The sequence below is a fragment of the Actinomadura flavalba DSM 45200 genome (assembly GCF_000374305.1).
GTDB classification, from domain to species: Bacteria; Actinomycetota; Actinomycetes; order Streptosporangiales; family Streptosporangiaceae; genus Spirillospora; species Spirillospora flavalba.
This window is the reverse complement of record NZ_KB894094.1, coordinates 120,961-142,006: the sequence shown is the minus strand read 5'-3', so window position 1 is coordinate 142,006 and position 21,046 is coordinate 120,961. Positions and strand designations below refer to the sequence as shown.

At 73.9% G+C, this 21,046-nt stretch carries 18 protein-coding genes; 9 read left to right on the top strand and 9 right to left on the bottom strand.

Features of this window, described 5'->3' with window-relative positions:
* The first annotated feature begins 81 nt into the window (after positions 1 to 81).
* Positions 82 to 1,266, top strand: a complete 1,185-nt coding sequence (locus C229_RS0110125) for a glycosyltransferase (RefSeq protein ID WP_018654956.1) — start codon at positions 82 to 84, stop codon at positions 1,264 to 1,266.
* A 65-nt stretch (positions 1,267 to 1,331) separates the two neighbouring features.
* Positions 1,332 to 1,625, top strand: coding sequence for an MTH1187 family thiamine-binding protein (locus C229_RS0110120; RefSeq protein WP_018654955.1), 294 nt, complete (start codon positions 1,332 to 1,334; stop codon positions 1,623 to 1,625).
* Positions 1,626 to 1,693: 68 nt separating this feature from the next.
* On the opposite strand, the gene C229_RS0110115 is transcribed toward C229_RS0110120, so the two are convergent.
* Positions 1,694 to 3,616 carry an acetylxylan esterase family protein gene (locus C229_RS0110115; protein WP_018654954.1) on the bottom strand — a complete coding sequence of 641 codons (1,923 nt, stop codon included), beginning with the start codon at positions 3,614 to 3,616 and terminating at the stop codon, positions 1,694 to 1,696.
* A gap of 80 nt (positions 3,617 to 3,696) precedes the next feature.
* Positions 3,697 to 5,826, bottom strand: coding sequence for an amino acid permease (locus C229_RS30115; protein WP_018654953.1), 2,130 nt, complete (start codon positions 5,824 to 5,826; stop codon positions 3,697 to 3,699).
* 161 nt (positions 5,827 to 5,987) lie between these two features.
* On the opposite strand from C229_RS30115, the gene ggt reads away from it, so the two are divergent.
* The 3 genes from ggt to C229_RS0110095 all read left to right on the top strand — a co-directional run bounded on the left by ggt (position 5,988) and on the right by C229_RS0110095 (position 9,201).
* The gene (ggt, locus tag C229_RS0110105) at positions 5,988 to 7,802 is read left to right on the top strand and encodes a gamma-glutamyltransferase (RefSeq protein ID WP_018654952.1); all 1,815 of its coding nucleotides are present in this window, start codon (positions 5,988 to 5,990) and stop codon (positions 7,800 to 7,802) included.
* Between the two features lie 49 nt (positions 7,803 to 7,851).
* Complete coding sequence (gene cutA, locus C229_RS0110100; RefSeq protein ID WP_033424220.1) at positions 7,852 to 8,268, top strand: divalent-cation tolerance protein CutA; 417 nt, start codon at positions 7,852 to 7,854, stop codon at positions 8,266 to 8,268.
* A 69-nt stretch (positions 8,269 to 8,337) separates the two neighbouring features.
* Positions 8,338 to 9,201, top strand: a complete 864-nt coding sequence (locus tag C229_RS0110095) for an oxygenase MpaB family protein (protein ID WP_018654950.1) — start codon at positions 8,338 to 8,340, stop codon at positions 9,199 to 9,201.
* Positions 9,202 to 9,208: 7 nt separating this feature from the next.
* Here C229_RS0110095 and C229_RS0110090 read toward each other — a convergent pair whose 3' ends face one another.
* Positions 9,209 to 10,762: an MDR family MFS transporter gene (locus C229_RS0110090; protein WP_018654949.1), complete on the bottom strand. Its 1,554-nt coding sequence runs from the start codon at positions 10,760 to 10,762 to the stop codon at positions 9,209 to 9,211.
* Between the two features lie 103 nt (positions 10,763 to 10,865).
* Between C229_RS0110090 and C229_RS0110085 the strand changes: the two genes are divergently transcribed.
* Positions 10,866 to 11,372: a MarR family winged helix-turn-helix transcriptional regulator gene (locus C229_RS0110085; RefSeq protein WP_018654948.1), complete on the top strand. Its 507-nt coding sequence runs from the start codon at positions 10,866 to 10,868 to the stop codon at positions 11,370 to 11,372.
* Positions 11,373 to 11,375: 3 nt separating this feature from the next.
* On the opposite strand, the gene C229_RS0110080 is transcribed toward C229_RS0110085, so the two are convergent.
* From C229_RS0110080 to uraH, 6 genes are all read right to left on the bottom strand, one after another.
* On the bottom strand, positions 11,376 to 11,678 hold the full coding sequence (locus tag C229_RS0110080; RefSeq protein WP_018654947.1) for a metal-sensitive transcriptional regulator: 303 nt from the start codon (positions 11,676 to 11,678) through the stop codon (positions 11,376 to 11,378).
* A gap of 95 nt (positions 11,679 to 11,773) precedes the next feature.
* Complete coding sequence (locus tag C229_RS0110075; RefSeq protein WP_018654946.1) at positions 11,774 to 12,364, bottom strand: histidine phosphatase family protein; 591 nt, start codon at positions 12,362 to 12,364, stop codon at positions 11,774 to 11,776.
* 19 nt (positions 12,365 to 12,383) lie between these two features.
* Positions 12,384 to 13,502, bottom strand: a complete 1,119-nt coding sequence (gene ald / locus C229_RS0110070; RefSeq protein WP_018654945.1) for an alanine dehydrogenase — start codon at positions 13,500 to 13,502, stop codon at positions 12,384 to 12,386.
* A gap of 86 nt (positions 13,503 to 13,588) precedes the next feature.
* The gene (locus tag C229_RS0110065) at positions 13,589 to 14,731 is read right to left on the bottom strand and encodes a glycerate kinase (RefSeq protein ID WP_018654944.1); all 1,143 of its coding nucleotides are present in this window, start codon (positions 14,729 to 14,731) and stop codon (positions 13,589 to 13,591) included.
* 87 nt (positions 14,732 to 14,818) lie between these two features.
* Positions 14,819 to 16,276 carry an NCS2 family permease gene (locus C229_RS0110060; RefSeq protein WP_026313638.1) on the bottom strand — a complete coding sequence of 486 codons (1,458 nt, stop codon included), beginning with the start codon at positions 16,274 to 16,276 and terminating at the stop codon, positions 14,819 to 14,821.
* Between the two features lie 99 nt (positions 16,277 to 16,375).
* Entirely contained in the window at positions 16,376 to 16,711 is a 336-nt protein-coding gene (uraH, locus tag C229_RS0110055) for a hydroxyisourate hydrolase (RefSeq protein ID WP_018654942.1), read from the bottom strand.
* Positions 16,712 to 16,863: 152 nt separating this feature from the next.
* Here uraH and C229_RS0110050 point away from each other — a divergent pair, with 152 nt between their 5' ends.
* From C229_RS0110050 to C229_RS0110040, 3 genes are all read left to right on the top strand, one after another.
* Positions 16,864 to 18,162: a helix-turn-helix domain-containing protein gene (locus C229_RS0110050; RefSeq protein WP_026313637.1), complete on the top strand. Its 1,299-nt coding sequence runs from the start codon at positions 16,864 to 16,866 to the stop codon at positions 18,160 to 18,162.
* 188 nt (positions 18,163 to 18,350) lie between these two features.
* Positions 18,351 to 19,007 carry a copper resistance CopC family protein gene (locus C229_RS30110; RefSeq protein WP_018654940.1) on the top strand — a complete coding sequence of 219 codons (657 nt, stop codon included), beginning with the start codon at positions 18,351 to 18,353 and terminating at the stop codon, positions 19,005 to 19,007.
* Positions 19,000 to 21,039: a bifunctional copper resistance protein CopD/cytochrome c oxidase assembly protein gene (locus tag C229_RS0110040; protein ID WP_018654939.1), complete on the top strand. Its 2,040-nt coding sequence runs from the start codon at positions 19,000 to 19,002 to the stop codon at positions 21,037 to 21,039. Before C229_RS30110 ends, C229_RS0110040 begins: the two co-directional genes overlap by 8 nt.
* The last annotated feature ends 7 nt before the right edge of the window (positions 21,040 to 21,046 follow it).

The following is a 21,046-nucleotide window of genomic DNA, read 5'->3' as shown; positions in this document are numbered from 1 at the left end:
TTTTCGTGCATTCCCGAAAGGTCGATCAGGGTGCTTGAATCGCCAGTTTCCGCCGGTTTCGCCGCTGTCTCGGAGCGGCCGGTGGCGACGGTCGAGATCGTCATTCCCGTGCTCAACGAGGAACGCGCGCTGCCCGGCTGCGTCCGCACCCTGCACGACTTCCTCGGCTCGGCGTTCCCGCTGGCGTGGCAGATCACCGTCGTCGACAACGGCAGCACCGACGCCACCTGGGAGGTCGCCACCGGGCTCGCCGCCGCGTTCCCCGAGGTCCGCGCCCGGCGGATCGACGTCCGGGGGCGCGGCGCCGCGCTGCGCGCCGCCTGGTCCGGCAGCACCGCCGACATCGTCGCCTACATGGACGTCGACCTGTCCACCGGCCTCGACGCGCTGCTCCCGCTCGTCGCGCCGCTGGTCAGCGGGCACGCCGACGTCGTCGTCGGCAGCCGCCTCGCGCACGGGGCCCGCGTCACGCGCGGCGTCCGCCGCGAGATGGTGTCGCGCTGCTACAACCGGCTGCTGCGGGCCGGGTTCCGCACCGGTTTCCGCGACGCGCAGTGCGGGTTCAAGGCCGCGCGCACCGACCTCGTCCGGCCCCTGCTGGAGAAGGTCGCCGACGACCGCTGGTTCTTCGACACCGAGCTGCTGCTGCTCGCCGAGTACAACGGGCTGCGCGTGCGGGAGGTCCCGGTCGACTGGATCGAGGACGTCGACACCCGGGTGGACGTCGTCCGCACCGCGCTCGACGACCTGCGCGGCGTCGCCCGCGTCGCCCGCTCGATGGCGGCGGGCCGCGCGACCGTCGAGCTGCCCGCCCGGCCGGAGCCGAGCCCCGCCCATCCGGACGCCGTGCTGGCCAAGCCCCGCGCCGAACTGCTCGTCAAGCTGGTGTCGTTCGGCATGATCGGCGTGGTGTCGAGCGTCCTGCACGCGCTGATCTACCTGCTGCTGCGCGACGGCCTCGAACCGGTCGGCGCGAACTTCGTGGCGCTGCTCGTCACGGCCGTCGCCAACACCGAGGCCAACCGCCGCTGGACGTTCAACCGCGCGGGCGGCCCGCGCGCCGGCGTCCACACCCGCGCGGGCCTGCTGTTCGCGATCAACTACGCCTTCACGACGGGCGTGGTGACGCTGCTGCACGTCGTCGCCCCGGACGTCCACCGCGTGACCGAGACGGCCACGCTCGTCGCCGCCTTCCTCATGATCACCCTGCTCCGCTTCCTGGCGCTCGACCGCTGGGTCTTCCCCGCCCGCCGCCCGGCCGCCTGACTCCGCGTCCGGGCCGAGCGGATGAGAGCGTGGGACGTACGGAAGCCGATCATGGGAGGTACGTCATGCTGGTCGCGTTCTCGGTGACGCCGCTCGGTACGGGGGAGGACGTCGGCGAACTCGTCGCGGAGGCGGTACGGGTCGTCCGCGCGAGCGGCCTGCCCCACCGCACCGACGCGATGTTCACCACGATCGAGGGCGAGTGGGACGAGGTCATGGCCGTCGTCAAGGCCGCCACCGACGCCGTCGCCGCCCGCGCCCCGCGCGTCAGCCTCGTCCTCAAGGCCGACTTGCGCCCCGGCGTGACCGACGCACTGAACGCCAAGGTGGCGACCATCGAACGCCACCTCGCCACCTGACCTCCGGACCGGCACGGGCAGGACGGCGGTGCGAGTCACGACGGTTTCGGATCGTGTCGGGCCGTGGGCTAGGGAGCGATGACGCAGGGGCCGCCGGAGCAGACGTCGATGACCTCGCCGGTCTTGAGGAAGGCGGCCTTCTGGCGGCGGGCGTCGGCGTTGTTGCGGGGATCGGAGTGGGGGTCGCGACCCTCGGTGGGTGGGGTGTTGGTGAGGGGCGGGGCGGGGGAGCCGCTGTCCCAGACGACCATCGCTGAGCCGCGATGCGGGTGGGTGAGGGGCTGGATGCCCCAGTACGGGGCCTTGTCGGGGAGGCGGCCCGGGCGGATCGCCGGGGTGTGCAGGCGGGCGCCGATCGTCCGGGCCTGGACGTCGGCGGCGACCGGCGCGACCTGGTGGTCACCGAACGCGACGTGCATCAGGACGGGGACGCGCAGCGCCGCCGCATAGCCGTTGGCCTCGCCGCGGTCCCACAGGATCTGGATCAGCGCCAGCGCGACCTGCTGGTCCAGCTTGTCCGGATAGAACAGGTCGAGGACCCGCGCGTACTGCGGGAAGTCCGAGCTGCGGTTCAGCAGCGTGCTGTAGTTCATCGCCGGGACGCCGAGCACCGCGCGCTTCACGTCGGGGGAGACGGCCGCGAGCGCGCCGCCCATGATGCCGCCCTGGCTGTTGCCGTCGAAGACCAGCTCGGCCGAGGCGTCCACGACCGGCCTCCCGGCCGCGTTCTGGAACGCCTTGTGCCGCGTGAAGCCCTTCGTCAGCGCGCGGCCCAGGTAGGTGAAGTTGAGCATCCCCTGCTGGAGCCGGTCCGCGACGGTGGAGAAGCGGGTGACGTCCATGAGCGCGGTGAGGACGTTCGGGACGTCCTCGTTCGCCATCCCGATCCACTTCGTCGCGCAGAACACGAACCCGTGCTCGGACGCCATCGCCTTGACGTTCCCGGCCCCGACCTCGCTCTCGGAGCCGAGCAGCCCGTGCCCGTAGAGTGCGGGACGCGCGGGCGTCTCCAGCGCCGAACGGGGGATCTCGCACTGGAACGGCACGACCTGCGTGTTGCCCGGCAACTGCGCCGGCCTGCCGTCGGCGCCCCGGTGGAAGCCGCCGCCGGGCGGGCCGCCGCGCAGCGCCAGGTAGCTCGGCGCGAACACGAACCCCTTGACGTCGCGGGCGATGCGCTCGTCGACGTCGTCGGTGACCTGGGTGACGACGAAGTCGGGGGAGCGGGCGCCGAGCCGGGCGAGCGCCTCGGTGTGGATCGTCGTCGCGGGCCCGGTCAGGCCCTCGCGGCTCGCGACGGTGAAGTCCCACGCCAGGTACAGGTCGCCGGTGCCGACGCCGTGCCGGTCCAGGTCGCCGAGGACGCCCCGGATCGCCCGCTGCCGCGCCGCCAGCGGGTCGCCGGACGGCAGCGTCCCGCCGAGGATCTTCGCGAACGCGGGATTCGGCGCGATGACCGCGCCCGACGCGTCGCGCAACCCCCGCAGCGCGACCGCGTACCGGTGCCCCTCGGTCAGGTTGCGCGCCGGGCGGACGATGAGCGCCTTCCGGTCCTCGGGGGCGTTGGCGTCCAGTTCCGCCCAGTACGGCCACCGCTCCCCGGTCTCGGTGTCCAGCAGGACGATCGGCGCGTCCGCCGCCAGCGACGCCCCGATGTCGGTGATCGGCGCCGCCCCGCTGCGCGCGAGGTCCACCCCCGGCACCCGGCTGAGCAGCATCGACCCGGGCGAGAACCCGTCCGAGCGGTTCCACTCGGCGGGGTTCACGCGCACGCCGAGCGTGTTGCTCAACGTCGTGTGCAGATCGAGCCGCCGCCCGGTCGGCGACGTCGCGTCCGCGCGCGTGTAGTGGTCGCTCGGGAACGGCAGCAGGCACGCCGCCGGGTCGATCGGATCGCACCCGTCGGCGGGCGCGGCCACGGCCGCCGGCACACCGGTGAGCAATCCGGCCGCGACGAACAGCGCGACGGCGACAGCGAGGGGGGAACGCAACGCCGACCTCCCAGGGGGTGGAGTGTCCACGCGATGAGACCCCACCGGGCCCCACCCGGTCAAGCGTCGCGATCGATCGCTCACTGCGGGGCGTCGCGCCGGTAGCGCCCCCGACGCGGAACGTCCATGGGCGGAACGGCGAACGGATCAGACGACCGCCCACCCCGCGGAGAAGGCCCGCCGTCCCGCGAGGGAGAGGCCGAACCGTGGGAAGGCGACCCGCCCTGCGGGGGCGGCGCGAGCGGCCCGGCGTCCCGCGCGGGAGGGGGCGAATCGTGCGTCGGCGGTCCGCCCTGCTGGGGCGGCGCAAGCGGCCCGGCGTCCCGCGAGGGCGAGGCGGGATCGTGCGTCGGCGCTCCGCCTTGCGGAGATGGTGCCAACGGCCCGGCGTTCTGCGCGGGAGAGGCTGAACCGTGGGACGGCGGCCCGCCCGGCGGGGGCGGCGCGAACCGCCCGGCGTCCCGCCCGGGAGAGGCCGAACCGTGGGAGGGCGACCCGCCCTCCGGGGGCGACGCGAACGGTCCGGCGTCCCGCGAGGGAGAGGCCGGACCGTGGGACGGCGGTCCGCCTTGCGGGGGTGGCGCCAGCGGTCCGGCGTTTCGTGCGGGAGAGAGCGGGTCGTGGGTGGGCGGTCCGCCTCGTGGGGGTGGCGTGAACGGTCGGGCGTCTCGTGCGGGCGGGGGTGGTGTGAACGGTCCGGGGTTCTGCGTGGGTGTGCGGGAGGCGGGTGGCGGGGGTGGGTCGGTTTGGCGGAGGTGGCTGTGGCGGCGGCCGTACAGGAGGTAGACGGCGAGGCCCGCCGCCATCCAGCACGCGAACCATCCCAGTGTGCTGAACGGCAGGTTGCTCAGCAGCCACACCACCAGGACGATCGTCGCCGTCGCGACGGTGCGCGGGGCGCGGACGCGGAAGGGGCGGGGCAGGTCGGGGCGGGAGCGGCGCAGGGCGGGCACGGCCGCCGCGACGAACAGGAACGTGAACAGCGCCCCCATGACGACCAGCGGCTCCAGGGCGAGGACGTCCACCGTCTGCGTCATGACGATGGCCGCGCCGCCCGCCACCAGCGTCGCCCGCGTCGGCACCCGGTACCGGCCGGTGCGGCCGAGCGACGCGGGCAGCAGCCCGTCGCGGCCGAGGGAGAACACGACGCGGGTGAGCGCCACCAGGACGACGAGGATCACGGTCGTGAGGCCGAGGACGGCGCCGATGTCGATGACGCGGCCCATGCCGCCCGCGCCGACGGCGTCGAACGCGCCGCTCAGCGTCGCCGCCTCCGGGTCGATCCGGTCGTAGCGCACCATCGCGGTCAGGACGAGCGCGACCGCCGTGTACCCGACGATCGCGGCGACGAGCGCGCCGAGGATGCCGCGCGGCACGCGGCGCGGCGCGTCGCCGGTCTCCTCGGCGGCCGTGGCGACGAGGTCGAACCCGATGTAGGCGAACACGATGGCGGGCGCGGCGGCGAGCACGCCCCAGACGCCGAACACCTGGGGCCCGCCGCCGGTGAGCGCGCTGACGGCCGACTCCAGCATGGTCCCGCCGGACGGCGCGGGCCGCGCGGGCGGCACGAACGGCCGCAGGTTGCCCGCGTCGAAGTACGTGGCGCCGACGCCGACGACGAGCCCGAGCACGGCGAGCTTGGCCACGACGATGAGCCACAGCGTCCGCAGCCCGACCCGCCCGCCGATGGCCACGAGCAGCACGAGCAGCGCCAGGATCGCGAGCGCGAACACGTCGAAGCCGGTGCGCTGCCCGATGAGCCCGCCGAGCCAGCCGGGGACGGGCACGTCGAACCCGGCGAGCGTCTGCGCCGCGTACAGCGACCAGGCCCGGGACACGGCCGACGCCGCCAGCAGCAGTTCCAGCACGAGCGACCAGCCGACCAGCCATCCCCAGATCTCCCCGAACGCGACATAGGTGAACGCGTAGGCGGAGCCCGCGACGGGCACGAGCGCGCCCATCTCGGCGTAGGCGAGGGCGGCGAGCAGGCAGACGCCGCCCGCGATGAGGAACGACACGACGACGGCGGGCCCGGCCGTCCCGGCGGCCTGCCGCGCGGCGATCGAGAAGATCCCGGCGCCGATCATCACGCCGAGGCCGAGCACGACGAGGTCGGGGGTGCGGTAGACGGCGCGGAGCCGGTGGCGCCCGCCGTAATGGTCGCCTACGGCCTGTTCGACCGGCAGTCTGCGGAACACCGAACGGCTCATGCGCACCTCCCGTGGCAGGACAGAATTACCTACGACCCGGTAAGTGCGCATTGATTTAAGGCTAAATGTCAGAAAGTCCCGGGCTGTCCGTCCCGTCCGGGACTGGCGCCACGGCAAGATCAATGGCACCGTGGTCGGGTTCGCGTCCCGCAGGAGGATCTGTGTCCCGTCGCACGACGCCCGTCCTGGCCCTCGCCACGGCCGCCGCGCTCGCCGCGTCCCTCGCGGGCCCGGCCACCGCCGCGCCCGCCCCGGCCAAGACGCCGGTCGCCACCGGCTCGGGCGGCGCCGTCGCCACCGTCGACCTCGACGCCAGCCGCACGGCGCTCGACGTGCTCAAGCGCGGCGGGAACGCGATGGACGCGGCCGTGGCGGCGGGCGCGACGCTCGGCGTCACCGAGCCGTACGTCGCGGCCATCGGCGGAGGCGGCTACCTCACGTACTACGACGCCCGCACCCGCCGCGTCCACACCTTCGACGGCCGCGAGACGGCGCCCCGGGCGATGCGCGCGGACTCGTTCGTCGACCCCGCGACGGGCACCGCGATCCCGTTCGACCAGGCGGTGACGAGCGGGCTCGGCGTCGGCGTCCCGGGCACGGTCGCGCAGTGGGACCGCGCGCTGCGCGCGTTCGGCACCCGCGATCTCGGCACGCTCCTGAAGCCCGCGATCGGCGTGGCCGAAAAGGGATTTAAGGTCGATCAAGAATTCCACGATCAGACCGCGCAGAATCAGGCCCGTTTCGCCGATATCGTCCCCACGCGGAAACTGTTCCTGCCGGGCGGACGCCCGCCCGCCGTCGGCTCGACGTTCCGCAACCCCGACCTCGCCCGGACCTACCGGGAGCTGGCCCAGCGCGGACCGGCGTCGTTCTACCGGGGGCGGATCGGGCAGGACATCGTCCGGACGGTCCAGCGCCCGCCGGTCGACCCCGCCGCCACCCGCAACGTCCGCCCCGGCCTGATGACCGCCCGCGACGTCGCCGCCTACCGCGCGCTCAGCCCGCAGCCGACGCGCGTCTCCTACCGGGGCCTGGACGTGTACGGGATGCCGCCGTCGTCGTCCGGCGGCTCCACGGTCGGTGAGGCGCTGAACATCCTCAACCGGTTCGAGCTCGACAAGAAGGACCCTGCCGCCGCGCTGCACCTGTACCTGGAGGCGTCCAAGCTCGCCTACGCCGACCGGGGCCGCTACGTCGGTGACCCCGCCCAGGTGAAGGTCCCGCTGCGCGAGCTGCTGTCGCGCGGCTACGCCCGCGAGCGCGCCTGCCGCATCGACCCGGCGCGCGCCGCGCAGGCGCCGGTCGCGCCCGGCAGCCCGGACGGCCGCTACGAGCGGTGCCCGAAGCCCGGCAAGACGGGCGCCGCGCTCACCTACGAGGGCCCACAGACGACCCACCTGGTCGTCGCGGACAAGTGGGGCAACGTCGTCGCCTACAACGTCACGATCGAGCAGTTCGGCGGCAGCGGCATCACCGTCCCGGGCCGGGGATTCCTGCTCAACAACGAGCTGACCGACTTCACCCTCCAGCCGCCCGCGCCCGGCGCCGCCCCCGACCCGAACCTGCCCGGACCGGGCAAGCGGCCGCGCAGCAGCATGGCGCCGACGATCGTGCTGGAGAAGGGCCGCCCCAAGCTCGCGGTCGGCACCCCCGGCGGCTCGACGATCATCACGACCGTCCTGCAGATCCTGTTGAACCGCATCGACCTCGGCATGGACCTGCCCACCGCGCTCGCCGCGCCCCGCGCCACCCAGCGCAACACGCCGCAGGTCTTCGCCGAGCAGGGCTTCCTCGACCGCTACGGCGCGGCGCTGACCGCGAAGGGCCACCAGGTCGCGCTGTTCCCCGGCCCGCCCGCCGGGACGATCGGCGCGGCGACGGGCCTGGAGTTCCTTCGCGACGGCCGCGTGCAGGCCGTCGCCGAGCCGACGCGACGGGGCGGCGGCAGCGCCCTCGTCGTCCGCCCGTCCCGCTGACCGCCGTGGCCAGGGGTGTCGTTCCGCCACAGGGGGAAGGAGTCCCGGCATGGCACGCTCGTATGTACAGGTGACCACGACCGTCGACGCGCGGGATGAGGCGGCCGAGCTGGCGCGCGCGGCGGTGGCCGACCGGCTGGCCGCCTGCGCGCAGCTCGTCGGCCCGATCCAGAGCACGTACTGGTGGGAGGATGAGATCGAGACCGCCGAGGAGTGGATGGTGCTGTTCAAGACCACCACCGACCGGTTCGACGAGCTGGCCTCGCTCATCACCGACCTGCACTCCTACGACACCCCGGAGATCATCGGCACGCCGGTGACGGCGGGCAGCCTCGACTATCTGACGTGGATCGCCGAGCAGACCGAGATCGACGACGAGGACGACGACCCGGACGTCGACGGCCCGGACGTCGAGGTGGACGACGAGGACGACGACCCCGACCTGGAGGACGACCGCACGGTGTGAGGCGCGGGCCCCTGGCCCCGCGTGTAAGTCATCAATTACACTGGAGGCCGGAGCCGAGAGGAGCGGTCCATGACCACCGCGCTCGCGAACGACACCGACCACGGCCTGTTCGGCCCCGGATCGGTGACCTGGCGTGTGATGGGGGAGCCCGTCCTGATCGTCGGGGGCATCCGCGCCCTGCTCTTGCAGGCGCTGCACCCCCGCACCATGTGGGGCACCGCGCAGAACTCCGAACTGATGGACCCGCGCTCGGCGTGGGCGCGGCTGGAGCGGACCGTCGAGTTCGTCCGCGTCCGCACCTACGGCACGCACGCCGAGGTCGACCGCGTCGGCCGCCGCGTCCGCAACCTGCACGCGCGGCTGCGCGGCGTCGACCTCACCACCGGCGAGACGTTCGCCGTGGACGAGCCGGAGAACCTGCTCTGGGTCCACCTCGGCGAGGTCGACTCCTACCTGGACGTCGCGCGCCGCGCGGGCGTCCCGCTCACCGCCGCCGAGGCCGACGCGTTCGTGGACGAGCAGCGCCGCGCCGCCGAGGTCGTCGGGCTCGACCCGGCGTCGGTGCCGGGCAGCGTCGGTGAGATGCGCGACTACTACGCGGCGATGCGCGGCGAGATCTGGGCGTGCGAGGAGGCCAAGCTCGGCCTGCGCCGCATGTTCAACCCGGCGGTACCGCGCAAGCTGATGCCGCTGAAGCTCGCCGCGCCGGCCGTGGGCACGCTCGTCGTCTCGACGCTGCCGCGCTGGGCGCGCCGCATGTACGGGCTGCCGGGGCTGCCCACGTCCGACCTGGCCGCGACGCTCACGCTGAAGAGCCTGTACCGCACCACCCGCGTCATCCCCGAGCGGTACCGGTACTCGCCCGACGCCCGCCGCGCCCTCGACCTCACGCGTGCCGCTCCGGAGGCCGAGGAGCTGACGGCGGCGTCCTGACGTCCCGCTACAGGTGCGGCGCCGCCTCGGGCACCGGGGCGTCGTCGTGGGCTCCGGCGCCCTTGCGCGGCAGGAACAGCACCGGCACGATCAGCACGGCCGTGAGCGCGAGGGCCGTCCAGAACGTCGTGCCGAACGCCTCGGCGATCTGCGGGGCGATGCGCTCGCGGACGGCGTCGGGGATCTCACCGAAGCCGGCCTCGCCGCCCCCGCCGCCCGGGACGCGGTCGCTGATGCCGCGCGCCAGCAGCACGGCCAGCAGCGCGCTGCCGAACGATCCGCCGAGCTGCATGATGATGTTGAGCGAGCTGGACCCCCGGGGCACGGCCGATCGGGGCAGCCGGACGATCGCGGACGTCATCGTCGGCATCATCGTCGCGCCGAGCCCGAGGCCCCGCACGAGCAGCGACGCGCTGAGCAGCCAGTACGACGTGGTGTCGGTGACCTGCGTGTAGGCGATCGTGCCGAGCGTCAGCAGCGCGATCCCGACCGGGACGACGCGTCCGGCGCCGAACCGGTCGGTGAGCAGGCCCGCCAGCGGCATCGCCAGCGCGGCGCCGATGCCCTGCGGGGCCAGCAGCAGCCCGGCGGTGAACGCGCCCTCGCCGCGCACCTCCTGGTAGTAGAGCGGCAGCAGGAGCAGCGAGCCGATGAGGCCGACGCCGACGAGGAACACCGCGATCGACGCGGCGCCGAACGTCCGGTTCGCGAACAGGCGGACGTCGATGAGCGCGCGTTCGCGGCGGTTCAGGCTGTGCAGCACGAACAGCGCGACGAGCGCGAGGCCGCCCGCGAGCCAGCCGAGCGTGGCCGGGTCACCGAAGCCGCCGTGGCCGCTCGCGGTGGACAGGCCGTAGATGAGCAGGACGAACCCCGGCGGCAGCAGGAGCAGGCCGCGCAGGTCGAGCGGGGCGCGCCCGCCGTGGGCGCCGTCGGCCGGGATCTTCCAGAGCGCCAGCGCGAGGGCCAGCGCGCCGATCGGCAGGTTGACGAAGAAGATCCAGCGCCAGTCGGCGTTCTGCACGAGCCAGCCGCCGATGATCGGGCCGAGGACGGGCCCGAGCAGCATCGGCACGCCGACGATGCTCATCACGCGGCCCATCCGGCGCGGCCCGGCGGCCATCGTCAGGATGCTCATCCCGGTGGGCATGAGCATGCCGCCGCCGAGTCCCTGCACGACGCGGAACGCGATCAGCGACTCGATGTTCCACGCTGCCCCCGCGAGCGCGGAACCCGCGACGAACAGGACGATCGACGTCATCCAGACGCGCCGTGCGCCGAACCGGTCGATGGCCCAGCCGGTCAGCGGGATGACGGTGCCGAGCGCGATGAGGTAGCCGGTGACGACCCACTGGATCGTGGACAGGCCGGTGCCGAAGTCGCGTCCGAGCGTCTGGAGGGCGACGTTGACGATCGTCGTGTCCAGCACCGCCATGATCGTGCCGGAGATGACGACGAGGCCGAGGACGATGATGCTCCGGTCGAGCCGATCGCCGCCGGAGTCGTCGCGCGGCGGTGGTGCGGCGCCCTCAGGGGGCGCCTTGGTCGTGCTTTCGGGCATGGGGAGAGTTCCCTTCGGGTGTCGGGCCGCCACCCTCGACTCCAACAAGTCTTGAAGTTCAAGGTATTGGCAGTGCACCATGAAATATGTTGAACTTCAAGCCATGAGCTCCCGCGAACCGGTGGACCCGGACCTCCTCGCCCTGGTCATGCTGCTGGGACGCGTCGCGAAAAGCCTCAAACGCCCCGGTGACGGGCCCGGCCCGCCCGAGTTCATCGTCCGCGCGAAGGAACAGGGCCTCGGACCCCGGCACGTCCCGGTCATGGTGTCGCTCACGCTGACCGGCCCGAGCGCCGTCGGGGAGATCGCCGGACGGCTCGGGCTCGGCGCCGCCACCGCGAGCCAGCTCGTCGGGGAACTGCTGCGCGCGGGCCTGGTCGTCCGCGAGGTCGACCCGGACGACCGCCGCCGCGCGATCATCGACGTGGCGCCCGCCTGGCAGGAGACCGCCCGCGCGTTCGCGAGCACCAAGCTCGCCGCCGCCCGGACCGCCCTGGACGGCCTGGACGCCGCGGAACGCCGGGCGTTCCTCAAGGGGCTCCGCCTCTTCGTCGAGGCGTCCGAGCACACCGGCCCGCCCTGCCCCGACCCGTCCGCCGGGCCGAGCTGAGGGTCAGCCGCGGCGCATCAGGCGGCCGACGGCGGCCATCAGCTCGGTGGACATGGCGTCGGCCTTGCCCTCCTCGGCGCCCTCGGCGACGCAGTGCCGGACGTGACCGTCCAGCAGGCCGAGCGCGACCTTGTCCAGCGCGGCCTGGATCGCGCTGATCTGGGTGAGGATGTCGATGCAGTAGCGGTCGTCCTCGACCATGCGCTCGATGCCGCGCACCTGGCCCTCGATGCGGCGCAGGCGCGTCTGGAGCTGGTCCTTCGTGGCGGTGTAGCCGCGCGTCGGAGTCTGCCCGCCGGTCGTCATCGTCGTCCTCGCATCTCGCTGCCGTGGGCGCTGGCCAGGGGAGCCCGCACGCAGCAGTCTATGCGGTTCCGTCCCGTTCCTTCCGGGCGCGCGGGTCAGGACGGCGGGACGTTCCACGAGGTGATCACCGGGCGGTCGTGCTCGGTGCCGAGGGTGGAGACGGTGCCGGTGGCCAGCGCGAACAGGCGGCCCTGGGACGGTTCCAGCCCGAGCCAGCGCGCGGTGAGGATGCGCAGCAGATGGCCGTGCGCGACGAGCACGACGTCGCCGTCGTCCAGCCGGGGCCGGACGCGGTCCAGGACGGTGTCCACGCGCTTGCCGACCTGCTCGACGCTCTCGCCCGGGTGGTCGGCGTCGCCGGGGACGACGCCGTCGTCCCACAGGTAGAAGCCGGGGCGCGTCTCGCGGATCTCGGCGCTGGTGATGCCCTCGTAGCCGCCGTAGTCCCACTCCCACAGGTCGGGGTCGGTGGCGTCCACCGTGAGCCCGGCCAGCTCGGCGGTGCGCCGCGCGCGCCCGGCCGGGCTGGACAGCACCAGGACCGGCGCCCGGCCCTCCATCGCCGGCCGCAGCGCGCGGGCCTGCTCCTCGCCGTGCGGCGTCAGCGGCAGGTCGGTGCGGCCGGTGTGGCGGCGGACGCGGCTCCACTCGGTCTCACCGTGCCGGAGCACGATCAGTTCGCCCATGGGGCCACTCTACGGTGCGTCAGGTCCCGAGCACGGAGGCGAGGGGCACGTGGTCCATCCCGTGGGCCTCGGCGACGGGCTCGTAGACGAGCCGCCCGTCGTGCGTGTTGAGCCCGAGGGCCAGCGCCGGGTCGGCGCGCAGGGCGTCGCGCCAGCCCAGGTCGGCGATCTGGAGGGCGTACGGGACGGTCACGTTCGTCAGCGCGTACGTCGAGGTGTTCGGCACCGAGCCGGGCATGTTCGCCACGCAGTAGAACACCGACCCGTGCACCCGGTACGTCGGGTGCGCGTGCGTGGTGGGCCGCGAGTCCTCGAAGCAGCCGCCCTGGTCGATCGCGATGTCGACCAGCACCGAGCCGCGCTTCATGTGCGCGACGAGGTCGTTGGAGACGAGCTTGGGCGCCTTGTGGCCCGGGATGAGGACGGCGCCGATCACCAGGTCGGCCTCACGGACCCGCTGCCCGACCGTGTACACCGTGGACATCAGCGTCCGCAGGCGCCCCTGGTAGATCGCGTCGATCTCGCGGAGCTTGTCGACGTTGACGTCCAGCACGGTCACCGACGCGCCCATCCCGACCGCGACCTGTGCCGCGTTCAGCCCCGCCACGCCGCCGCCGATGACGACGACGTTCGCCGGGGCCACGCCCGGCACGCCGCCGGGCAGCACGCCCCGGCCGCCGTTGGAGCGCATCATGCTGTACGCGCCGACCTGCGGCGCGAGCCGTCCGGCGACCTCCGACATCGGCGCCAGCAGCGGCAGCCCGCCGTTCGGGAGCTGCACGGTCTCGTAGGCGATCGCGGTGACGCCCGCGTCGAGCAGCGCGTCCGTGCACTCGCGCGACGCGGCCAGGTGCAGGTAGGTGAACAGCGTCTGCCCGCGCCGCATCCGGTGGTACTCGCCCTCGACCGGCTCCTTCACCTTGAGGATCAGGTCGCCCTCGGCCCAGACGGCGTCGGCCGTGTCGAGGATCTTGGCGCCGGCGGCGGCGAACTCCTCGTCCGGGACGGCCGATCCCTCACCGGCGCCGCGCTCGACGAACACCTCGTGGCCGTGCCGGGTCAGCTCGTGGACCCCGGCCGGGGTGATCGCCACGCGGTACTCGTGGTTCTTGATCTCGCGCGGTACGCCGATCTTCATGGTGCGCCTCCAGCCCGCCGTTCTCCGGGGTACCTCCCCGGAATACCGTCGTCCATGTGGGGAAACGTCCGCTTCGGCGGAATCTGTCAGCTTCGGGGGGTCAACGGCGGCAGCCATTCGTCCGCTATCGCCACCGTGAGCTGTTCGAGTAGCGGTCCGGCCTGGCGGAGGCCGCGCGCGGCGTCGGGCTCGATGTCGGTCAGCGCGTACACCGCGTGGAGGCGGGCCCGGCGCGACTGCTCGCCGGTGAGGCCGCGCGTCCCGGCGACGGCGACGACCGGCGCCCCCGCCCGCGCCGACGCCCGCGCGACGCTCGCCGGGGTGCGGCCGCGCAGCGTCCGGACGTCGAGCACGCCCTCGCCGGTGACGACGAGCCGCGCCTCCCGCGCCAGCCCGGGGAAGCCCAGCAGGTCGAGCAGGAACCCGGTGCCGGGCGCGGACGCGCCGAGCAGCGCCAGCGCGGCGAACCCGGCGCCGCCCGCCGCGCCCGCCCCGGCGCGGTCGCGGGCGATGCGCCGCACGGCGGCCTCGGCCAGGTCGGCCCAGCGGCGCAGCCCGGCGTCCAGCGCCCGCACCTCGGCGCCCGCCGCCTCGCCGCGCGCGCCGTAGGGGGCGGCGGCGCCCGCGCGGCCCAGCAGCGGCGACGCGGCGTCCCCGGCGATGACGACGTCCACCCGGGACAGGTCGGTCAGCGCGCGCAGGTCGAGGCGGTGCAGCGAGCGCAGCGCGGCGCCGCCGGGCGGCAGGTCGCGGCCCTGCGCGTCGAGCAGGCGTCCGCCGAGGCCCTGGATGAGCCCGGCGCCGCCGTCGGCGGCGGCGCTGCCGCCCAGCCCGAGCACCACCCGGCGCGCACCGACGCGCCGCACGGCGTGGGCGAGGAGCTGGCCCGCGCCCAGGCTCGTCGCGGTGAGCGGACGCGGGCGCGCGTCGGGCAGCAGGGCCGGTCCGGCGGCGGTGCCGAGGTCGACGACGGCCGTGTCGCGCTCGACCGCCAGCGCGGCGGTGACGGGGCGTCCCGTCGGACCCGTGACCTCGACCGGCACCCGCCTCCATCCGGCGGCGATGGCGGCCTCGGCCAGCCCGTCGCCCGCCGCCGGGACGGGCAGCTCGACCACCGGCACGCCGGGCCGCACCCGCCGCAGCCCCACCGCCAGATGGTGCGCCACCTCGGCCGCCGACAGCGACCCCGCGAACCGGTCGGGCGCCAGCAGGACGTGACGACGCTGCACTGCGTGGGGTGTCGTCACGGCACGCCTTTCAGACCCGGGGTGGAGGCCGGGGATTCGCCCTCGCCTGAGTACTGCCTCCCCAGGAAATCATCTGACGCCGAGAAGTTCCTCCACGATGTTCAAACCGAAGTAGAGAACGAAGACGACCGAGACGATCCACAGCAGCCATCCGGCCTGACGGGCCCGGCCGCGCGCGGCCATGATGAGCGTGTAGGCGATGATGCCCGCGCCGACGCCGTTGGTGATCGAGAATGTGTACGGCATGAAGACGATCGTGAGGAACGCCGGGATCGTGTAGGCCAGGTCCGTCCAGTCGATCTTGGCGACCTGCGCCATCATCAGCGCTCCGACGAGCACCAGCGCGGGGGAGGCCGCCTGCGCCGGGACGATCGCCGCCAGCGGCGTCAGGAACAGCGCGACGGCGAACATCAGGCCGGTGGCGATGTTGGCCAGGCCCGTCCGGGCGCCCTCGCCGACGCCCGCCGCCGACTCCACGAACACCGTGTTCGCCGACGAGCTGGTGACGCCGCCGAACGCGGCGGAGACGCCGTCGACGGCGAGGATGCGGCCGAGGCCGGGGACGCGGCCGAGCTTGTCGACCAGGCCCGCCTCGTCGCTGATGCCGAGGATCGTGCCCATCGCGTCGAAGAAGCCCGACAGCACCAGCGTGAACAGCACGACCGACGCGGTGAGGACGCCCGCGCGCCCGAACCCGCCGAACACGTCCACCTGGCCGAACAGCCCGAAGTCGGGCACGGCGACGAAGCTGTCCGGCATGTCGGGGACGACCACGCCCCAGGACCCGGGGCCTTCGGCCGGGATGGCGGCGTTCGCCTGGATGATCACCGCGAGCACGGTCGCGACGACGATGCCGATCAGCAGCGCGCCCGGCACCCTGCGCACGTACAGCACGATCATGAGGAGCAGTGCGACGACGAACACCACCGACGGCCACGTCGCCAGGTGCCCGCCGATGCCGAGCGAGAGCGGCGGGCTCTCGGCGCTGGAGGTGACGAACCCGGCGTTCACCATGCCGATGAACGCGATGAACGCGCCGATGCCGACCGCGATGGCGTGCTTGAGCGCCAGCGGGATCGCGTTCATGATCATCGTGCGGACGCCGGTGACGGCCAGCAGCACGATGATGACGCCCTCCAGTACCACCAGCCCCATCGCCTGCGGCCACGTCATCAACGGCGCCGCCTGGTACGCGACGACGGCGTTGATCCCGAGCCCGGCGGCCAGCGCCATCGGAACGTTCCCGACGAGCCCCATGAGCAACGTCGCGACGGCCGCCGACAGCGCCGTCATGGTGGTGAGCTGCGGAATGGACAGCACGTCCCCGTTGACGTCCTCCGCCCCACCCAGAATCAGCGGATTCAGCAGAATGATGTAGGCCATCGCAAAGAACGTCGTGACCCCACCCCGCACCTCCCGCCCAACAGTGCTCTCACGCCCAGAAAGATCAAAGAACCGATCCAGGGGGCCGCGCCGCTCGGGCGGACCTGACTCGGACTCCTGCGTCTCGGGCTCGGAGGAGGACATCGAACGCACTCCACATCACTGATCGAACGGGAACGGCGCACAGCGTAACCGCACGTCACTGACCGAAACCCCACCGGGGTCCGCGTGCGGACGGCGTGGTCAGAAGGCCATGGACGTTGCGTAGGCGTAGGCGCCTAGGGTGAGGGGGACGTGGTGGTCGCGGCCGTCGTCGGGGATCGTGAAGATGATGGCGACCTCCGGGTAGCAGGTGGGTTCGTTGCGCTCGGCGAAGTAGGCGCCCGAGCCGTAGCGGAGGCGGTACGTGCCGGGCGGGGTGCCGTCGCCGTCGCCGCCGTCGGTCCACCGGCCGCTCGCGTCGGTGCCGCCCTCGGCGACGGGTTCCCAGGTGTCGGCGGCGTAGCGGTCGAGCCGGACGGGCAGCCCCGCGGCGGCGCGGCCGCTGCGGGTGTCCAGCACGCGTGTGGAGACGGTCATGGACACCAGTACAGCAGGAGTCGCGGGCTAGATCGCGCACCGAACGGCGCTGCGCCGGGCACCCGGTCCGCTATAACCTGCCGTGGTGCGTATGCGGCACCCCGGCGCGCACGGCGCGGCGCCGGGCGCTTACCTCCTAGGCGGTGGTCACGATGGATCGCGAGACGTTGGGACAGCGCATCCGCGCGCTGCGAATCCGGCAGGGGATCAGTCAGGCGCAGCTCGCGTTCCCCGAGCTGTCCGACAGTTACATCTCGCTCATCGAGAGCGACAAGCGCATCCCGGCGCCCAGCGTCATCGACCTGCTCGCGGGCAAGCTGAACTGCTCGGCGACCTACCTGGTCTCCGGCGTCAGCGAGGACGTCGTCGACGACCTGCGCGTCACCCTCGACTACGCCGAGATCGCGCTGCGCAACGGCGCCGCCGCCGAGGCCCGCGCCCGATTCGCCGACGTGCTGGCCAGCGACGACGCGGTCGCGCTGCCCGAGATGCTGCACCAGGCCCGCTGGGGGCACGCGCTGGCGCTGGAGGCGTCCGGCGACCTGTCCGGCGCCGTGGACGAGCTGCGCCGGCTCACCGCCGAGGCGTCCCCCGACGCCGACCTCGACCACTGGGCGCGGCTGCACGTCGCGCTGAGCCGCTGCCTGCGCGAGCGCGGCGACGTCGGCGCGGGCGTCGGCGTCGCCGAGGAGGCGCTGCGGCAGCTCGTCGCGTCCGGCGCCGACTCCACCGACGCCGCCGTGCACCTCGGCGCGGCGCTGCTGGTGGCGTTCGTCGAGCGCGGCGACCTGGTGCGGGCCGGGCAGCTCGCGGCGCAGCTCGTGGAACGTGCCGACCGTGTCGGCGGGCCCGGCGCCCGCGTGGCCGCCTACCGGGAGGCCGCGCGCGTCGCCGAGATCCGCGGCGACCTCGACGGCGGCGTGGAACTGGCCGAGCGGGCGCTGCTGGCCGCCGGCGACGACGAGGACCCGCGCGTCGTGGCCGCACTGCGCGTCGCCTACGCCGGGCTGCTGCTGCGCGCCCGTCCCGAGCGGGCGTCCGAGGCCCGCGACCTGCTCGCCCGCGTGCGCGGCGAGATCACGGTGAGCGCGGCGGGGGAGAAGGCGGTGGCCGCGTGCCTGACGGAGCTGGCCCGCGCCGAGACGGCGCTGGGCCGTCCCGGCGACGCGGTCACGCTGGCCGAGGAGGCGCTGGGCCTGCTGGGCGAGACGCCGCGCCGCGCGACGGCCGCGGCGCTGACGGTGCTCGGTGAGGCGTGCGCCCGGCTCGGCCGCCGCAACCGCGCGGTGGAGGTGCTGACGCTGGCCGCGACGCACCTGGAGGGGCTGGAGTCGTCCCGCGAGGCGGCCCGCACCTGGTACGACCTGGCCGACCTGCTCGCCGAGACCGGCGGCGCCGACGCCGCCGAGCTGGACGCCTACCGGCGGGCGCTGGCGGGAGTCGGCGTCTAGCCGGTCGGCTGAGGCGGCGGTCTCGCCGGGCGGGAAGCGCCGCCTCCGCGAGGCCGCGTCGCGGCCGGGCGCGCTTGCTCTTCCGGTGTGCTCCGATCTCCGACCGTGACCGGTACGGGGCGTTCGCACGCGCCGGTCTCAGTAGGCTGGACGCGGCTTCCGTCCGTCCCCTAGAAACCGGCCTCTTCATGATCATTCGCACCTCCCGGGCGCTGTTCGCCCTCCTCGCCCTGGGCCTCGTCGCGGTCCTCGGCACCGCCCTGGCCGCCCCCGCGTCGGCGCACTCGCGGCTGGTCTCCAGCACGCCGAAGGCCGACGCGACGGCCACCCAGGTCACGGAGGTCGAGCTGACCTTCAGCGACGCCCCCAGCGCCGCGAAGGTCGTCGTCACCGACGACGAGGGCACCCAGTTCCAGGCCGGTGAGGCGGCCCGCGCCGGCACCGTCGTCACGCAGCGGCTCAAGGGCGCGCTGCCCGGCGGCGCCTACACGGTCGCGTACCGGATCGTCGGCGCCGACGGCCACCCGGTCGAGTCCGACGACCTGACGTTCGTCGTCGCGCAGGGCGGCGAGGAGGAGCCCGCCGGGCTCGCGCCCGCCGAGTCCACCGCCGAGCCCGAGCAGAACACCACCGCGGGCGCGGGCCTGCCCGCGAAGAACAGCACGCCGTCCGACGACGACGGCGGCGTCTCACCGTGGATCATGGTCCTCGGGGGGCTCGGCGTCGGCGTCCTGATCGGCCTGGCGTTCGTCCTGCTGCGCGGCCGCCGCAAGCGCGCCACCGCGTCGCAGGAGCCCGCGCGCACCGCCACCGGTGAGACGGACAAGGGCGCCTCCGGTGAGTAAGGGGACGCCGGCCGTCGTCCGCGCCGCGGCGCTGTCCGTCGCGGCGGCGGCCGGCGTCCTCGTCGTCGGGCTCGTCGTCGGCGGCGTGGTGGCCGAACGGGTCATCCCGGGCCTCGGCGACGCCGGCGCGCTCACCCGGTGGGGCCTGCCGGTCTCCCGGCTCGTCATGAACCTGACGGCGGCGCTGACGGTCGGCGCGCTGCTGGCCGCCGTCGCCTTCCTCCCGATGCGCGCCGGGGGCAAGGACAAGAAGGCCGCCTCCCCGCTGTCGGCCGACGCGATCGGCTACCTGCGCGCCTCGTCCTGGCTCGCCGCCGCCTGGGCCGCCGCCGCCGCCGCGACGCTCGTCTTCACCGTCGCGGACGTGCTCGGCCAGCCCGTCTCGGAGATCCTCACCGGCAACGAGCTGAGCAGCTACGTCGGCTCGCTGCCGCAGGGCACGGCGCTCATGCTCGTCGTGCTGCTCACCGTCGTCGTCGCGCTGCTCGCCTGGACGACGACCACGCCCGGCGCCGCGTTCGGGCTGCTCGTCCTGGCCGCCGTCGCGCTGCTGCCGCCGCCGCTGACGGGGCACTCGGCGTCCGCCGGGAACCACTCGGTCGCCGTCACCGGCGTCGCGCTGCACGTCCTGGCCGTCGCGCCCTGGGTCGGCGGGCTGGCGATCCTCGGGTTCCACGTGCTCACCGGACGCGACAGGGCCGGCGTCATGGCCGAGCGGTTCAGCCGCATGGCGCTGTGGTGCTATCTGCTCGTCGGCGTCAGCGGCATCGTCAACGTCATCGTCCGGCTGCCCGACCCCGTCGAGCTGCTGACGACCAACTACGGGCGGCTCGCGACCGGCAAGATCGTCGCGTTCGCGCTGCTCGGCGCGTTCGGCTGGTGGCACCGCGAGCGGACCGTGCCGCAGATCGCGGACGGCAAGCCGCGCGCGTTCGCGCGGCTGGCCACCGTCGAGGTCGCGGTCATGGCGGCCACGATGGGCCTGGCCGTCGCGCTGGCGCGCACCGCGCCGCCGCCGCCCGCCGAGGAGGAGACGCCCGTCCGGGCGCTGCTCGGCTTCGACCCGCCGCCCGAGCTGACCTTCGGACGGCTCGCGACGCTCTGGCAGTTCGACTTCTTCTTCGCCACGCTCGCCGCCGTCCTCGGCGGCCTCTACATCGTCGGGCTCGTCCGGCTGCGGCGGCGCGGCGACCGTTGGCCGCTGCACCGCACGCTCGCGTGGTTCACCGGGCTGGTGCTGCTGCTGGCCGTCACGCAGACCGGCGTCGCCCGGTACTCGCCGATCATGTTCAGCACGCACATGGGCCAGCACATGGTGCTCAACATGCTCGCGCCCATCTTCCTGGTCGCGGGCGGCCCGGTGACGCTGGCGCTGCGCGCGCTCAAACCCGCCCGAATCCGCGGCGACCGGGGCCCGCGCGAATGGCTGACGGCCGCGCTGCACAGCCGGATCACCGCGATCTGGACGCATCCGGCGGTCGCCACGATCCTGTTCGTCGCGAGCACGTTCGCGCTGTACTTCACGCCGCTGTTCGAGAAGGCCATGCGCAACCATCTCGGGCACATCGCCATGGAGGTGCACTTCCTGGCGGTCGGCGCGCTGTTCTTCTGGGTGCTCGTCGGCGTCGACCCGGCGCCGCGCAGGCTGCCCTACCCGGCCCGCATCATGCTGCTGTTCGTCACCATGCCCTTCCACGCGTTCTTCGGGCTGGCGCTGATGAACCTCGGCGCGCCGCTCGCGCCCACCTGGTACGGCGCCGTCCAGCCCGACTGGGTCGCCTCGACGCTGGACGACCAGCACACCGGCGGCGCGATCGCGTGGGCGTTCGGGGAGATCCCGACGCTCGTCGTGCTCGTCATCCTCGGGTTGCAGTGGTTCTTCGACGACCAGCGGCAGGCGCGCCGCCAGGACCGCCGGGCCGACCGGGCCGAGGCGTCCGGCAACACCGACGACGACGATCTCGCCGCGTACAACGCGCACCTGGCCGATCTCGCCAAGAAGTCGCAGGCCAGACCTCCGACCAGCGACTGAGTCGTTC

Excerpts from the sequence above, each read along its gene's own strand:
- C229_RS0110095 (WP_018654950.1), top strand. The coding sequence starts at position 8,338 with ATGACCACCGCGCTCGCGAACGACACCGACCACGGCCTGTTCGGCCCC.
- cutA (WP_033424220.1), top strand. The coding sequence starts at position 7,852 with ATGGCACGCTCGTATGTACAGGTGACCACGACCGTCGACGCGCGGGAT.
- C229_RS0110120 (WP_018654955.1), top strand. The coding sequence starts at position 1,332 with ATGCTGGTCGCGTTCTCGGTGACGCCGCTCGGTACGGGGGAGGACGTC.
- C229_RS30110 (WP_018654940.1), top strand. The coding sequence starts at position 18,351 with ATGATCATTCGCACCTCCCGGGCGCTGTTCGCCCTCCTCGCCCTGGGC.
- C229_RS30115 (WP_018654953.1), bottom strand. The coding sequence starts at position 5,826 with ATGAGCCGTTCGGTGTTCCGCAGACTGCCGGTCGAACAGGCCGTAGGC.
- C229_RS0110085 (WP_018654948.1), top strand. The coding sequence starts at position 10,866 with ATGAGCTCCCGCGAACCGGTGGACCCGGACCTCCTCGCCCTGGTCATG.
- C229_RS0110075 (WP_018654946.1), bottom strand. The coding sequence starts at position 12,364 with ATGGGCGAACTGATCGTGCTCCGGCACGGTGAGACCGAGTGGAGCCGC.
- C229_RS0110060 (WP_026313638.1), bottom strand. The coding sequence starts at position 16,276 with ATGTCCTCCTCCGAGCCCGAGACGCAGGAGTCCGAGTCAGGTCCGCCC.
- ald (WP_018654945.1), bottom strand. The coding sequence starts at position 13,502 with ATGAAGATCGGCGTACCGCGCGAGATCAAGAACCACGAGTACCGCGTG.
- C229_RS0110090 (WP_018654949.1), bottom strand. The coding sequence starts at position 10,762 with ATGCCCGAAAGCACGACCAAGGCGCCCCCTGAGGGCGCCGCACCACCG.
- uraH (WP_018654942.1), bottom strand. The coding sequence starts at position 16,711 with ATGACCGTCTCCACACGCGTGCTGGACACCCGCAGCGGCCGCGCCGCC.
- C229_RS0110080 (WP_018654947.1), bottom strand. The coding sequence starts at position 11,678 with ATGACGACCGGCGGGCAGACTCCGACGCGCGGCTACACCGCCACGAAG.
- C229_RS0110050 (WP_026313637.1), top strand. The coding sequence starts at position 16,864 with ATGGATCGCGAGACGTTGGGACAGCGCATCCGCGCGCTGCGAATCCGG.